General features: G+C 71.8%; 11 protein-coding genes. 7 read left to right on the top strand and 4 right to left on the bottom strand.

Annotated elements, in window-relative coordinates; all coding sequences use genetic code 11:
• The first annotated feature begins 73 nt into the window (after positions 1 to 73).
• Positions 74 to 1,816, top strand: a complete 1,743-nt coding sequence (locus ACFYPJ_RS16485) for a pyruvate dehydrogenase (protein ID WP_389016669.1) — start codon at positions 74 to 76, stop codon at positions 1,814 to 1,816.
• 204 nt (positions 1,817 to 2,020) lie between these two features.
• Here the strand turns inward: ACFYPJ_RS16485 and ACFYPJ_RS16490 are convergent, their stop codons facing one another.
• Positions 2,021 to 2,362: a hypothetical protein gene (locus ACFYPJ_RS16490; protein WP_389016671.1), complete on the bottom strand. Its 342-nt coding sequence runs from the start codon at positions 2,360 to 2,362 to the stop codon at positions 2,021 to 2,023.
• Between the two features lie 733 nt (positions 2,363 to 3,095).
• Between ACFYPJ_RS16490 and ACFYPJ_RS16495 the strand changes: the two genes are divergently transcribed.
• Both ACFYPJ_RS16495 and ACFYPJ_RS16500 read left to right on the top strand, forming a co-directional pair.
• On the top strand, positions 3,096 to 3,917 hold the full coding sequence (locus ACFYPJ_RS16495; protein ID WP_389016674.1) for a hypothetical protein: 822 nt from the start codon (positions 3,096 to 3,098) through the stop codon (positions 3,915 to 3,917).
• Between the two features lie 359 nt (positions 3,918 to 4,276).
• Positions 4,277 to 4,729, top strand: coding sequence for an ATP-binding protein (locus ACFYPJ_RS16500; RefSeq protein ID WP_389016677.1), 453 nt, complete (start codon positions 4,277 to 4,279; stop codon positions 4,727 to 4,729).
• A 90-nt stretch (positions 4,730 to 4,819) separates the two neighbouring features.
• Here the strand turns inward: ACFYPJ_RS16500 and ACFYPJ_RS16505 are convergent, their stop codons facing one another.
• A complete protein-coding gene (locus ACFYPJ_RS16505) occupies positions 4,820 to 5,860 on the bottom strand; it encodes a DUF2637 domain-containing protein (protein WP_389016679.1) in 1,041 nt (346 codons plus the stop codon).
• Positions 5,861 to 6,264: 404 nt separating this feature from the next.
• On the opposite strand from ACFYPJ_RS16505, the gene ACFYPJ_RS16510 reads away from it, so the two are divergent.
• Positions 6,265 to 7,101, top strand: a complete 837-nt coding sequence (locus ACFYPJ_RS16510) for a GntR family transcriptional regulator (RefSeq protein ID WP_389016682.1) — start codon at positions 6,265 to 6,267, stop codon at positions 7,099 to 7,101.
• Positions 7,102 to 7,211: 110 nt separating this feature from the next.
• Here the strand turns inward: ACFYPJ_RS16510 and ACFYPJ_RS16515 are convergent, their stop codons facing one another.
• A complete protein-coding gene (locus ACFYPJ_RS16515) occupies positions 7,212 to 7,979 on the bottom strand; it encodes a hypothetical protein (protein ID WP_389016684.1) in 768 nt (255 codons plus the stop codon).
• A 167-nt stretch (positions 7,980 to 8,146) separates the two neighbouring features.
• Positions 8,147 to 9,898: a PucR family transcriptional regulator gene (locus ACFYPJ_RS16520; RefSeq protein ID WP_389016687.1), complete on the bottom strand. Its 1,752-nt coding sequence runs from the start codon at positions 9,896 to 9,898 to the stop codon at positions 8,147 to 8,149.
• 344 nt (positions 9,899 to 10,242) lie between these two features.
• Between ACFYPJ_RS16520 and ACFYPJ_RS16525 the strand changes: the two genes are divergently transcribed.
• The 3 genes from ACFYPJ_RS16525 to ACFYPJ_RS16535 are packed head-to-tail and all read left to right on the top strand — an operon-like array spanning position 10,243 to position 14,080.
• The gene (locus ACFYPJ_RS16525) at positions 10,243 to 11,133 is read left to right on the top strand and encodes an FAD binding domain-containing protein (protein WP_389016690.1); all 891 of its coding nucleotides are present in this window, start codon (positions 10,243 to 10,245) and stop codon (positions 11,131 to 11,133) included.
• Positions 11,133 to 11,696, top strand: a complete 564-nt coding sequence (locus tag ACFYPJ_RS16530) for a (2Fe-2S)-binding protein (RefSeq protein WP_389016693.1) — start codon at positions 11,133 to 11,135, stop codon at positions 11,694 to 11,696. The genes ACFYPJ_RS16525 and ACFYPJ_RS16530 overlap by 1 nt, the downstream gene beginning before the upstream one ends.
• Positions 11,697 to 11,698: 2 nt before the next feature.
• A complete protein-coding gene (locus ACFYPJ_RS16535; protein WP_389016696.1) occupies positions 11,699 to 14,080 on the top strand; it encodes a xanthine dehydrogenase family protein molybdopterin-binding subunit in 2,382 nt (793 codons plus the stop codon).
• The last annotated feature ends 170 nt before the right edge of the window (positions 14,081 to 14,250 follow it).

Raw genomic sequence — 14,250 nt, forward strand, 5'->3', positions numbered from 1 at the left:
CATGGAACTCCGAGCCGACCGTCGGATCCCCCGAGTCCGCAGGGGTACGAGCCCGGAGAGGTACTCGAAAGCCATGGCCAGACAGAACGTTGCCGAACAGTTCGTAGACATCCTCGTCCGCGCCGGCGTGCGCCGTCTCTACGGCGTCGTCGGCGACAGCCTCAACCCGGTGGTCGACGCCGTGCGCCGCAACGCGGCCATCGACTGGATCCACGTGCGGCACGAGGAGACCGCCGCCTTCGCGGCAGGTGCGGAGGCCCAGATCACCGGCAAGCTGGCCGCCTGCGCCGGCTCCTGCGGCCCCGGCAACCTGCACCTGATCAACGGCCTGTACGACGCCCACCGCTCCATGGCGCCCGTGCTCGCGCTCGCCTCGCAGATCCCGTCCAGCGAGATCGGCCTGGGCTACTTCCAGGAGACCCATCCCGACCAGCTGTTCCGCGAGTGCAGCCACTACAGCGAGTTGATCTCCCACCCCCAGCAGATGCCCCGTCTGCTGCAGACCGCGATCCAGCACGCCGTGGGGCAGCGCGGCGTCAGCGTGGTGGCCCTGCCGGGGAACATCGCCGCCGAGCCCGCACCGGAGAAGGCCGCCGAACTCGCCCTCGTCACCTCCCGGCCCTCCGTACGCCCCGGCGACGCCGAGATCGACGCGCTCGTCCGGATGATCGACGAGGCCGACAAGGTGACCCTGTTCTGCGGCAGCGGCACGGCGGGCGCGCACGCCGAGGTGATGGAGTTCGCCGGGAAGATCAAGTCTCCGGTCGGCCACGCCCTGCGCGGCAAGGAGTGGATCCAGTACGACAACCCGTACGACGTCGGCATGAGCGGCCTGCTCGGGTACGGCGCCGCATACGAGGCCACCCACGAGTGCGATCTGCTGATCCTGCTCGGCACCGACTTCCCGTACAACGCCTTCCTGCCCGACGACGTGCGGATCGTCCAGGTCGATGTTCGCCCCGAGGTGCTGGGCCGCCGCTCCCGGCTCGACCTGGCCGTGTGGGGCGATGTGCGCGAGACCCTGCGCTGTCTCGTGCCGCGGGTGCGGACCAAGGAGAACCGGCGCTTCTTGGACCGGATGCTGAAGAAGCACGCGGACGCGCTGGAGGGCGTGGTCAAGGCGTACACCAGGAAGGTGGAGAAGCACGTCCCGATCCACCCCGAGTACGTGGCGTCCGTCCTGGACGAAATCGCCGACGAGGATGCCGTGTTCACGGTGGACACAGGCATGTGCAACGTCTGGGCGGCCCGCTACATCTCGCCCAACGGCCGCCGCCGCGTCATCGGTTCCTTCTCGCACGGCTCGATGGCCAACGCGCTGCCCATGGCGATCGGGGCGCAGTTCACCGACCGCGGCCGACAGGTGGTGTCGATGTCCGGTGACGGCGGGTTCGCCATGCTGATGGGCGACTTCCTCACGCTCGTGCAGTACGACCTGCCGGTCAAGATCGTCCTCTTCAACAACTCGGCGCTGAGCATGGTCGAGTTGGAGATGCTGGTCGCGGGCCTGCCTTCGTACGGCACCACCAACACCAACCCCGACTTCGCCGCCGTGGCCCGCGCCTGCGGTGCCTTCGGGCTGCGGGTGGAGAAGCCCCGGCACCTCGCGGGCGCGCTGCGGGACGCCTTCAAGCACCCGGGCCCGGCCCTGGTCGACGTGGTCACCGACCCCAACGCGCTGTCCATCCCCCCGAAGATCAGCGCCGACATGGTCACCGGCTTCGCCCTGTCCGCCTCGAAGATGGTGCTGGACGGCGGCGTCGGCCGCATGGTCCAGCTGGCCCGTTCGAACCTGCGCAACGTCCCGCGGCCCTGACCCGACGCACGGCGGGGCGGTGTATTGACGATGGACGAGCACGTGACAGACGAGTGATCGCACACAACAGCTCCCGCCAGGGATGAAACCGGGCGGGAACTGATTGCGTTGCCATGTCAGACGAGGCTGCCCCGCTTCACTGCGTCACGAACATGCCCCACCCGGTGTCACCGACGACGACCGCAGGTGCCGTCCGCGTGAGGGTCACACCGCCGTGACCGGCCGCGCCTGATCCCACAGGGCTGCCACGTGACCCGCGAACCGGTCGTAAAGGCCGTCATCTCCGAGGCGCCGCAGATGCAACATCGGCGACTCATGCCCCAGCAAGCTGGACAAGTGCGGAGTCACCAGCATTTCATCATCGAAAGAGAAGACGGAGAGCGCGATGTGCCCGTCGGAGAAGCGCGCTTCGACGCCGTCCCCTTCGATCTTGCTCAGTGCGTCGAGGGTGATACGGATGCGCGTGCTGACGGTGAGGGGAACTCCCTCGATCTCCTCTCGTCGCCGCGTGACCTCTGACTCCGGATCGCCGACAAGGAAGCGCACGGCGCAGTGGGCGGCAGCCCTCGCGGCGAGCCGCTCGGCCAGACGCGGATGTTCCTGCCAGATAAAGTAATTCGTCTACCCCGCAAAGGTAATGGACGACGACGCACCGTCGATAAGGCGTGCCCAGACAGACGTAGAACACGCGTTGCGGTATGGGTATGCCGCCAGGATTTCTCGCTCGGGGCCAGTCTTCACGGTGCTTCGGATCGCCTTCGGCCACAGCACGTCTGCACTCACTCCCAACGCCTTCGCGACGTCCTCCCGCGTGCGAGGGTGCGGCGCACGCATCGGGTCTGCTGCCCATCGTTCGACAGTCTTACTGGTCACTCCGACTGTACGGGCCAGACGGCTACGTGAGATGGGTGACCCTCGTCGTGGAGCAACGGAAACGCCGCGCCGGCCGGCGCGGGTTCGATCCGCCAGGTCCCCCGACCGTCCTCAGTCTTCTGGACCGGATCTCGACTCTGTGCGGCAGGTGCACCGGACACCGGACCGTCCCGTGCCCGTCGTGCTGTGGATTCGACTTCGAGACGTGCCGGCACTGCCGCCGCACCGGGCTGAGGCCATGCCCTGAGTGCACGTCGGGCCCCGACGTCCCAGTGATCCGCTGGTGATGTCACCACCCGCAGACCCGCGGACCGGGCGACCGTGGTGTCCGGCCCGAGGTGGGCGTGACGTGAGTGCACGCCCGGTTTCCCGGGCAGTTCAGGTACTCCCAGGAACTGAGAGGCATATGCACACCCATAGTCCACTCTCCGAAATCCTTTCCCTGATCCAGGAACATACGGGTCCGGTCACCGAGTTCCGCCGGACCGAACAAGGGAACCGTTCGGATCTGACGGCCATTGCCGATTGCGCGACGGGTCCTTTCTTCGTGAAGGCCATGCGTAACCGGCCCGGGGGCCGGCGGGATTCCCTTGTCAGGGAGAGGGAGATCAACGACCATCTTGGGCACATCTCACCGCCTCTGTTGTGGGACGTGGAAGCCGAGGACTGGCTGATCCTGGGCTTTGAGGTCGTTGACGGTCGAGCGGCTGACTTCGCGCCCGACTCGCCAGACCTTCCCTTGGCCGTGGACGCGCTTGCGCTAATTGGCCGCCTGCCGCTTCCCGAGATCGCCCGGAACTGGACTGAAACCCGGTGGGACCGGTTCGCCTCAGACAACTGGGAAGCTGAGCTGTTCCGCGGTGACTCGCTGCTCTACACGGACATCAATCCGGACAACATGATGGTTCAGGGGCGACGCATGAGGGTCTTGGATTGGGCTTGGCCGACCAAGGGGGCCGGGTTCATCGACCCCGCGCTTCTGGTCGTCCAGCTCATTGCGTCGGGCCACAGCCCCGCCGGCGCGGAGAAGTGGGCGGCTCAGTTGGCGGCATGGCACCGGGCCGACCCGAGGGCAATCGATGCCTTCGCCGCAGCCAACCTGCGGATGTCCGTTGCGTTCTCCGAGCGGAAGCCGGATGAGGGCTGGTTGAAGTCCCTGGTGATCGCGTGCCGGTTGTGGACCGACCACAGAGGAGTGACCCCAAGCGCCGACGGCGCCCGACGCTGAGCCCCTCTGCGCAACGTTCCGCGCCCCTGACCCGACGCACGGCGGGGCGTTGTATTCCGGCCAGATTCACGTGCACCGGAGGCGGCCCGGTGCCGGGCTCCGGGCGTCCCGGGCCGTCGTGACGCGGCGCTCGTGGCGCCGTACCGCCCCCTCGACAGCCGGATCCCGCCCCCGGCGGCACCCGGGCATCGGCGGTGCCGCCACGCCGCCGTGGCCGAACCGCCGGGCGTCGGCGATCGCGCAGGACTGGCCGGTGCCCCACGGGGCATGGATCCCCGTGAACGTGTTCGATCAGGAGGGGCAACAGCAACAGCGTGCGGGCGGGGGACATGAGAAGGCAGTCACGAGGGAGCGGTCCCATGGCCATCGGGGCCTCCTCGGTGAAGACGGCGGGGGAAGAGACCGACGACGACACGGCCCGGGCGTACCCGCCGCAACTGCGGCGCAGACTCGGCCGGGCGGATCTGCGGGCCGTGCCCGCGGCCCGCAGGGAACTGCGGGATCTGCTGCGGCACTGGGGCAGACCGGGCCGCTCCGAGATCGCGGAACTGCTCACCAGCGAACTGGTCACCAACGCGCTCGTCCACACCGACCGGGAGGCCGTGCTGACGGCCGTCGTCGGACCGCGCGGACTGCGCGTGGAGGTACGGGACTTCGTGGCCCGCAAGCCGGTGGTGCGCGGGCCGGCCGCCGACGAGGGCACGCACGGCCGGGGCCTGATCCTGGTGCAGTCCCTCGCGGACGCGTGGGGCGTACGGCCGCACGGCGTCGGCAAGTCGGTGTGGTTCGAACTCGGCGCGGAGGCCGCGTGAACGGGACGGGGGCGTGACCCGTGTGGTCACGCCCCCGTCCCGAGGTGTCCGGTCCCGGCCGGTCACGTCTTGCCAACCGTGCTGGCCGCACTAGCCGAACTGCTGCTCCAGGTCCTTGAGCTTGCGCTCCAGTGAGTCGAGTCGCGGAAGGGCCATGGTGTCGTCCTCCGCGGTCAGGTCGACGGTGATCGGCTCAGCCCCTTTGCGGACCGGCTGGAGGGAGGGCCGAGAGCGTACGGGCAGCGGTTCCGGCGCCGCTATGGCAGGCTCCGAGGAGACCTGCGCGGGCCCGCGCTCCATCGCCTGCACCTCGACCCGATGGCCGGCGCCGCGGCCGATGAAATGGCGCGAACCTCGGCTGATCGCCTTGAGCTGGGCCCGCTCGACGCGCTGCTGATCGCGTCGGCGCAGTCGCGCCTCGTCCTTCTGCCGCTTGTCGTCGCGGACTTCGTCGACCGCCTCGTCCAGGCTGCGCACGTTCTCCAGCAGCATCAGCGACCAGGCCTTGTAGGTCTCGCGGGGGGCGCGCAGCCAGCGGACGATGCGGATCTGCGGCAGCGGGCGCGGCACCAGGCCCTGCTCGCGCAGAGCGGCCCGGCGGGTCTGCTTCAGCGCACGGTCGAACAGCACGGCCGCGGAGAGGGACATGCCGGCGAAGAAGTGCGGGGCGCCCGCGTGGCCCAGCCCCCTGGGCGCGTGCACCCAGTTGAACCAGGCAGCGGCGAACGAGAACGTCCACACCAGTATCCGGGAGCCGAGGGCCGCGTCGCCGTGGCTGGCCTCGCGCACCGCGAGTACGGAACAGAACATGGCCGCGCCGTCCAGGCCGAACGGCACGAGGTACTGCCAGCCGTCGGTCAGGCCGAGGTTCTGCTCACCGAAGCCGACGAGGCCCTTGAAGGAGAGCGCGGCCGCGACCGCCGCGCAGCAGAAGAGGAGGACGTAGGAAGCCGAGCCGTACAGGGCCTCCTTGCGCCTGCGGCGCTCCTCGCTCCGTTCCCACGAGTCCTCGGTCTTCGTTTGCTCCCCGGACCGCTTGTTGTGCGTGAGCACCGCCACCGCCACCAGCACGCCCAGGAGCAGTACGGCGCCCGGAAGCAACCAGTTCAGCGATATGTCGGTCAGTCTCATCTAGGGTCCCTTGCATTGGGAAAGGGCGTAACGCCCGCCATAGTGGCCCAATTCCACCGGCCCTCAGGGGGTTTCGGGGCAAGAGGCCGCCAAGGAGGTGCAAGGGGATGCCCACGGCGGCGTTCTGCTCGAACTGCCGCATGAGGGGCGGGAGTTGAGTTCGAGTAAGACTACCCATACGGGTGGTTGAATCGAAAGTTCCTGCGACAGGTGAGGAAGTTGTGGAGGGCGCCGTCCCGGCGTGGGTGTTCTGGACGCGGATGATCTTAGTGGACGTGCGGGATGCTCCGTCCGCTCGCCCCGGGCGTGAGGAAGGTGAGCCTTGCCTTGCTCGTTCCGTCGGAAATTTGACCTGTCGCGTCCTGCGCCTAAGGTGCTTGACGGACAGGTAGCAACCCGTCGTAATGACCCCAAGTACCGACAACCCGGAGGAGGAGTCCGTGGGACACAGCGTGCACGACTCCGCCCAGGCCGGGGTCCCGGCGACGCGGGCGCAGGCGCCCCGGGTGCCCGCCCAGCCCGGGCCCGCGGAGGCGGGCCCGGGGCGGAGCTCCGCCGCTCCGTGGGCGTGCGGCGAGCACACCCACAGTGAGCAGCCCCTGCCGCAGGCGCGGCCCGTGCAGCGCGCGTCGGTGCGCGGGCAGATCCTGGACGCGCTGCGCGCCGCACTGGTGACGGGCGAGCTGGAGCCCGGCGAGGTGTATTCGGCACCGGCGCTCGGGGAGCGGTTCGGGGTGTCGGCGACGCCCGTGCGGGAGGCCATGCAGCGGCTCGCGCTCGAAGGCGCGGTCGAGGTGGTGCCGAACCGCGGGTTCCGGGTGGTCGAGCGCGATGCGCGGGAGCTGGCCGAGCTGGCTGAGGTCCGGGCGCTGATCGAGGTGCCGGTGCTGCTGCGGCTGGCCCGTACGGTGCCGTCCGAGCGCTGGGCGGAGCTGTGGCCGCTGGCCGAGGAGACCGTGCGCGCCGCGTCCTCGGGCCGCCGCGCGGCGTACGCCGAGTCCGACCGGGCCTTCCACCGGGCGATCCTGTCGCTGTCCGGCAACGAGCAGCTGGTGCAGATCGCTGAGGACCTGCACCGGCGGACCCAGGGCCCGCTGGCCGGCGGCCCGGCCCGGACCCGGCGAGCCGAACTGCTGGCCGACGCGGCGCAGCACACGGCCCTCCTGGAGGCCCTGATCGCCCAGGACCTGGACACGGTCACGATCCTCACCACGGCCCACTTCACGGCCGCCACCGTCTGAATCCGCCGCCCGCCATCCCGGCCGCACGATGCGGCGGCAGGCGGCAGGCGGCAGGCGGCAGGCGGCCGGGCGGCCGGGCGGCACCGACGGGCCGCATCCGTGGCCGGCGGTCAGGCCGTCGCCGTGTCCGGGGCCGGCGGGGTCAGGTGCTCGGCCAGCCAGGTGGGGACCCCGCCGAGCAGACGGAACAGCCGACGGGCCTCCTCCCGCAGGCGGGACGCCTCCGGTTCGGACTCGGTGTCGGCGAGCGAGACCAGTGCCGGTGCCGTGCCGACCAGGTAGCCCAACTCTTCACGGATGCGCAGGGACTCGGCGAAGCCATGGCGGGCCTCGGCCACCTCGCCGTCCCGCAGGGCGAGTCCGGCGAGGTGGCGCCAGGTGAAGGACAGCAGCAGCGGGTCGGAATGCGCGGCGGCGCCCGCGTGCGCGCGCCGGTAGGCGGCCAGGGCCGCCTGCGGGGAGCGGGCCAGGTTCTCGGCCAGCAGCCCGCGCCGGAAGTCCAGCAGCGCCCGGCCGGGCGCCCCGGGCGGGATCAGCGCCGCCGCCCGGCCCAGCGCGGCCCGCGCCTCGTCCGCCCGGTCCCGCACCCCGTGCAGGGTGGCCGCGTAGGCGAGCTGGCCGCGCTCACAGGCCGCCGCACCGCGCTCCTCGTCGCTCCGGGCCACCGCCTCCGCCGTACGCAGCGCGTCCTCGGCCTCGGCCCAGCCCCGCTCGGTGTACAGACAGCGCTCGACCAGCAGCCCGGCCCGCTGGAGCGCGGCCGGCGCGGTGTCCGGCCTGAGCAGGGCCGCCGCGTCGGCCCAGCAGGCCCGCGAGCGCAATCGCCATACCGCGGTCTGGAGCGGATCGTCACCAGCGGTCGTTCCGTTCCCAGACATGGCGGAATGCGCCACGTTGCCCTCCCCTAGCGCGCCGTCGAGCAGTTGAGTGGTGGCGGCATTTCAGCACCAATTCCGTGACCTGGCCAAGAGGGCGGGTGAAGGATTTCACAAAGTCGTGGGACAGGGCGTCACCCGGCGTCCGCCCGGCGCACGCCCGCGTGGCCTCAGCTCATGCGCAGGGCCAGGAAGAAATCGAGCTTGTCCTCCAGCCGCGCGAGGTCCCGTCCCGTCAACTGCTCGATCCTGCCCACCCGGTAGCGCAGCGTGTTGACGTGCAGGTGGAGGCGGGTGGCACAGCGGGTCCAGGAGCCGTCGCAGTCGAGGAACGCCTCCAGCGTCGGGATCAGCTCGGCCCGGTGCCGGCGGTCGTAGTCGCGCAGCGGGTCCAGGAGACGGGCGGTGAAGGCCCGCCGTACGTCGTCCGGTACGAAGGGCAGCAGCAGGACGTGCGAGGCCAGCTCCTGGTGGCCGGCCGCGCTCACCCGCCCGGTGCGCGCCGCCGCCACCCGGCGGGCGTGCCGGGCCTCCTCCAGCGCCCCGCGCAGCCCCTCCGCCGAGTGCACGGCCGCGCTGACGCCCAGGGTGACCCGGCCGTCGTCGTTCAAGCCGGCGGTCAGCGGTTCGCGCACGGCGGCCAGCAGTGCGTCGGCGTGGATCCCGGACTCCGAGCCGTCGTGCTCGGCGGAGACGGCGGGCAGCGGGACCAGGGCGACGGCCTCGTCGTCGGTGTGGGCGACCGCGACGCGTTCGGCGGGCTCGGGACCGTCGGGCGCTCCCGCGCCCGCTGCGCCCGGAGGAGCGTCCACCAGGATCTCCTCCAGCAGCGCCTGGGCGAGGGGACCGCCCGCGATGCCGTCCGTCCCGCGCCCGCCCGGGCCCTCGGCAGCCGGCCCGGCGGCCCCGCCCGGCACGTCGGCCCACTCGACCCGGGCCACCACCACCTGCCAGTGCGGGGCCGCGCCGAGCCCGGGCAGCAGCACCGGTGCGGCCACCCGCAGGCGCGCGGCGACCTCCGCGGGCAGCGCGCCGGCCTGCACCAGTTCCAGCACCTCCTGCGCGAGCCGCCGCCGTACCGCGCGCGCCGCGTCCCGCCGGTCCCGTTCGACCGCGATCAGCTGGGTGACGCCCTGGAGCAGGTCGAGCCGCTCCTCGGACCAGTCCCCGGCGTCGGCCTCGACGGCGAGCAGCCAGTCCGACAGCACCGTCTCGCGCACGTCACGGGCGGCCCGCGCGAAACGGCCGCCGGAACGGACCGGGAAGAGGGAGTACACCGTGTGCCCGAGACGCACCCGGTGCGGCCCGCGGCGGCCGGTGCGGGCGGCCCCCAAGTGCTCGGCGGCCAGCCGGACGCAGGTCTCGGCGGGCAGCGCGGGCCGGGCGCCCTCGGCGCCCGCGACGATCCGGCCGGTGGGGGAGAGCACCCAGGCCCGCAGGTCCAGGTCGGACCCGAGCAGGTCCAGGACCACGTCCGGGCCGCCGCCGGCCGGGCCCGCGGTCATCATCCGCCGGTGCCGGTCCACCACGGCCGCGAGGTCGCCGGCCCGCTCCGAGGACACCTGGCGCACCACGTGCTCGGTGACCGTCGCGAACGCAACCGACTCGTGCACCGCGAACAGCGGCAGCCGGTGCCGTGCGCAGGCCGCCACCAGGTCGTCCGGCACCGCCCCCAGCTCGGCCTCGCCCGCGGCGAGACCGGCGACCTGGGCCTGCACCAGGAGCCGTACGAACGGCGCGGAGTCGGCGGCTTCCCGGCGCCAGGCCAGCCCCGTCAGCACCAGCTCACCGCCGGAGAGGTAGCGGCTCGGGTCGCGCAGATCGGTGGTCATCACGCCCCGGACGGTCCGGTCCAGCTCGTCCTCGCCGCCAAGCAGCCGCAGGCCCAGCGCATCGGTGTCCAACAGTGCGCGCAGCCGCATCTCGTCGCCGCCGTTCTCTGTCTCGAAACCTACGATGGATCTTGGGTGGGGATGCGCGGGAGGAGCCCGGCGACCGGCGTGCGGGCCGCTCCGCACGTCGGCCCGGCTGTGTCGCGCGTTTCCTCCGGAAAACGGAGGGGCTCCTGATGACCTCTGTTCATACGAATCTACAAGATGTGCGTCCTGGCCAGCCAACTCCTTCATGGTTTCGGTGACTGACCCGGTCGGAGCAAGGCACTGTGTACTGGGCCCACTCCGAGTGAACAGGACATGAACGAGCCGGGCGCACGGCACACGGATTGGTTCAATCGAAACGCCCCACGAGACGAAGAAGAGAGCCGGTCATGGACTTCCTTCGCCCCGCCAGCTGGGAGGAGGCGCTCGCCGCCAAGGCCGCGCACCCCACCGCTGTGCCGATCGCGGGCGGCACCGACGTGATGGTCGAGATCAACTTCGATCACCGGCGCCCCGAGTACCTCCTCGACCTCAACCGCATCGGTGACCTCTACGAATGGGAGGCCGGCGCGGACACCGTGCGGCTCGGCGCCTCCGTCCCGTACACCCGGATCATGGAGCACCTGCGCGCCGAGCTGCCGGGCCTCGCGCTCGCCGCGCACACCGTCGCCTCCCCGCAGATCCGCAACCGCGGCGGCGTCGGCGGCAACCTCGGCACCGCCTCCCCGGCCGGCGACGCCCACCCCGCGCTGCTCGCCGCGGGCGCCGAGGTCGAAGCCGCTTCGGTGCGCGGCACCCGCCTGATCCCCATCGACGACTTCTACACGGGCGTGAAGCGCAACGCCCTCGCCCCGGACGAACTGATCCGCGCGGTGCACGTCAAGAAGGCCGACGGACCGCAGCAGTTCTCCAAGGTCGGCACCCGCAACGCCATGGTCATCGCGGTCTGCGCCTTCGGACTCGCGCTGCATCCCGCCACCCGCACGGTCCGCACCGGCATCGGCTCGGCCGCGCCGACCCCCGTCCGGGCCGAGGCCGCCGAGGAGCTGCTGACCGCCGCGCTCGACGAGGGTGGATTCTGGGAGAGCGGACAGGTCATCACCCCGTCCCTGGCCCGGCGGTTCGCGGACCTGTGCGCCGCCGCCTGCAACCCGATCGACGACGTCCGGGGCACCGCGGCCTACCGCCGCCAGGCGATCGGCGTGCTGGCCCGCCGGACGCTCACCTGGACCTGGGAGACGTACCGCGGCACCCGCCGCGCCGCTGAAGGAGCTGCGTGATGCGCGTCAACTTCACCGTCAACGGACGGCCCCAGGAGGCCGACGACGTCTGGGAGGGCGAGTCCCTGCTGTACGTGCTGCGGGAACGGCTCGGCCTGCCCGGCTCCAAGAACGCCTGCGAGCAGGGCGAGTGCGGTTCCTGCACGGTCCGCCTGGACGGCGTGCCGGTGTGCTCGTGCCTGGTCGCGGCCGGCCAGGTCGAGGGCCGCGAGGTCGTCACCGTCGAGGGCCTGGCGGACTACGCCGGCCAGCGCTCCGGCGGCGGCGCCCGGGGGACCGCCCTCGACGAGGCGAAAAACTGGCAGGCGCGGGGCGCCGGGACCGGCGAGGGCGCCGGGCTCTCCCCGGTCCAGCAGGCGTTCATCGACGCCGGCGCCGTCCAGTGCGGTTTCTGCACCCCGGGTCTGCTGGTCGCCGCCGACGAGATGCTGGAGCGCACACCGAACCCGACAGACGCGGACATCCGCGAGGCGCTGTCCGGCAACCTGTGCCGCTGCACCGGCTACGAGAAGATCATGGACGCGGTCCGGCTCGCGGCCGCCCGCCAGTCCGAGGGGGTCTGACCATGCCGAACGGCGCTCCCACCAAGATCACGCAGGGCACCCGGACCAAGGGCGGCATCGGTGAGTCCACGCTCCGCCCGGACGGCGTCCTCAAGGTCACCGGCGAGTTCGCGTACTCGTCCGACATGTGGCACGAGGACATGCTCTGGGGGCAGATCCTGCGCTCCACGGTCGCGCACGCCGAGATCGTGTCGATCGACACCGGCGAGGCACTGGCCACCCCGGGCGTCCACGCCGTGCTGACCTACGACGACCTGCCGGCCGACGTGAAGAACTACGGCCTGGAGATCCAGGACACCCCCGTCCTCGCCCACCGCAAGGTCCGCCACCACGGCGAGCCGGTCGCCGTCGTCGCCGCCGACCACCCCGAGACCGCCCGCCGCGCCGCCGCCAAGATCAAGGTCGAGTACCGGGAACTCCCGGTCATCACCGACGAGGCGTCCGCGACCGCCCCCGACGCGGTCCTCGTGCACGAGAACCGCACCGATCACCACCACGCCCACGTCCCGCACCCCAACATCGTCCACCGCCAGCCGATCGTCCGCGGCGACGCGGCGGCGGCCGCGGCGCGGGCCGACGTGATCGTCGAGGGCGACTACGTCTTCGGCATGCAGGACCAGGCGTTCCTCGGCCCCGAGTCGGGCCTCGCCGTGCCGGAGGAGGACGGCGGAGTCCACCTCTACGTGGCCACCCAGTGGCTCCACTCCGACCTGCGCCAGATCGCGCCCGTGCTCGGGCTGCCCGAGGACAAGGTCCGGATGACGCTGTCCGGCGTCGGCGGCGCGTTCGGGGGCCGCGAGGACCTGTCGATGCAGATCCACGCCTGCCTGCTGGCGCTCCGCACCGGCAAACCGGTCAAGATCGTCTACAACCGGTTCGAGTCCTTCTTCGGCCACGTCCACCGGCACCCGGCCCGCCTGCACTACGAGCACGGCGCCACCAAGGACGGCAGGCTCACCCATGTGAAGTGCCGCATCGTCCTCGACGGCGGCGCCTACGCCTCCGCCTCCCCGGCCGTGGTCGGCAACGCCGCCTCCCTCGGCGTCGGCCCGTACGCCGTCGACGACGTGGAGATCGAGGCCGTCGCCCTCTACACCAACAACCCGCCGTGCGGCGCGATGCGCGGCTTCGGCGCGGTCCAGGCGTGCTTCGCGTACGAGGCGCAGATGGACAAGGTCGCCGACCGGCTCGGCATGGACCGGGTGGAGTTCCGGCAGCTGAACGCCATGGAGCAGGGCACGCTCATGCCCACCGGGCAGCGCGTCGACTCGCCCGCCCCGGTCGCCGAACTGCTGCGCCGCGTCAAGGCGATGCCGATGCCGCCGGAACGCCAGTGGGAGAGCAGCGAGGGCGTCGACGTACGGCAACTGCCCGGCGGCCTGTCCAACACCACCCACGGCGAAGGCGTCGTCCGCGGGGTCGGCTACGCGGTCGGCATCAAGAACGTCGGGTTCTCCGAGGGATTCGACGACTACTCGACCGCCAAGGTGCGCATGGAGGTCGTCGGCGGCCTGCCGGTGGCCACCGTGCACACGGCGATGGCGGAGGTCGGCCAGGGCGGCGTCACCGTCCACGCGCAGATCGCCCGCACCGAGCTGGGCGTCACCCAGGTGACCATCCGGCCCGCCGACACCCAGGTGGGCAGCGCCGGTTCCACCTCCGCGTCCCGGCAGACGTACGTCACCGGCGGCGCCGTGAAGAACGCCTGCGAGCTGGTCCGCGAACGGGTCCTGGACCTGGGGCGGCGCAGGTTCGGCAGCTACCACCCCGCCTGGGCCACCGCCGAACTGCTGCTGGAGGGCGGCAAGGTGGTCACCGACGGCGGTGAGGTGCTCGCCGACCTCGCGGACGTCCTGGAGGGCGAGGCCGTCGAGGTCGAGGCCCAGTGGCGGCACCGGCCCACCGAACCCTTCGACCTGCGCACCGGGCAGGGCAACGGCCACGTGCAGTACTCCTTCGCCGCGCACCGCGCGGTCGTCGAGGTGGACACCGAACTGGGCCTGGTCAAGGTCGTCGAGCTGGCCTGCGCCCAGGACGTCGGCAAGGCGCTCAACCCGTTGTCCGTGGTCGGCCAGATCCAGGGCGGCACCACCCAGGGCCTGGGCATCGCGGTGATGGAGGAGATCGTCGTCGATCCGAGGACGGCGAAGGTCAAGAACCCCTCGTTCACGGACTACCTGATCCCCACCATCCTCGACACGCCGACGATCCCGGTCGACGTGCTCGAACTCGCCGACGACCACGCCCCGTACGGGCTGCGCGGCATCGGCGAGGCACCCACCCTGTCGTCGACCCCGGCCGTCCTCGCGGCGATCCGCAACGCGACCGGGCTGGAGCTCAACCGCACACCGGTCCGGCCGGAGCACCTCACCGGCCTGTCGTAGCCGAACCGCCGCCGTCGCGGCAGCCGTGCCTCCCTCGCGGCCCGCGGGCCCGGGGAACCCCGCGGCACGGGGGTCCGTGACGGCACCCCGGCGCCGGGCGGTCCGCCGCCCCGGCACCGGCCGACAAGCGTGCAGTACCGGGCCGTCCCCCGGGTCGTGCACATCCCAAA

It is taken from the genome of Streptomyces sp. NPDC006012 (assembly GCF_042871185.1).
GTDB lineage: Bacteria > Actinomycetota > Actinomycetes > Streptomycetales > Streptomycetaceae > Streptomyces.

Coding starts and splice junctions, on each gene's coding strand:
- ACFYPJ_RS16510 (WP_389016682.1), top strand. CDS start 6,265: ATGACCCCAAGTACCGACAACCCGGAGGAGGAGTCCGTGGGACACAGC.
- ACFYPJ_RS16500 (WP_389016677.1), top strand. CDS start 4,277: ATGGCCATCGGGGCCTCCTCGGTGAAGACGGCGGGGGAAGAGACCGAC.
- ACFYPJ_RS16520 (WP_389016687.1), bottom strand. CDS start 9,898: ATGCGGCTGCGCGCACTGTTGGACACCGATGCGCTGGGCCTGCGGCTG.
- ACFYPJ_RS16505 (WP_389016679.1), bottom strand. CDS start 5,860: ATGAGACTGACCGACATATCGCTGAACTGGTTGCTTCCGGGCGCCGTA.
- ACFYPJ_RS16515 (WP_389016684.1), bottom strand. CDS start 7,979: ATGTCTGGGAACGGAACGACCGCTGGTGACGATCCGCTCCAGACCGCG.
- ACFYPJ_RS16525 (WP_389016690.1), top strand. CDS start 10,243: ATGGACTTCCTTCGCCCCGCCAGCTGGGAGGAGGCGCTCGCCGCCAAG.
- ACFYPJ_RS16485 (WP_389016669.1), top strand. CDS start 74: ATGGCCAGACAGAACGTTGCCGAACAGTTCGTAGACATCCTCGTCCGC.
- ACFYPJ_RS16535 (WP_389016696.1), top strand. CDS start 11,699: ATGCCGAACGGCGCTCCCACCAAGATCACGCAGGGCACCCGGACCAAG.
- ACFYPJ_RS16495 (WP_389016674.1), top strand. CDS start 3,096: ATGCACACCCATAGTCCACTCTCCGAAATCCTTTCCCTGATCCAGGAA.
- ACFYPJ_RS16530 (WP_389016693.1), top strand. CDS start 11,133: ATGCGCGTCAACTTCACCGTCAACGGACGGCCCCAGGAGGCCGACGAC.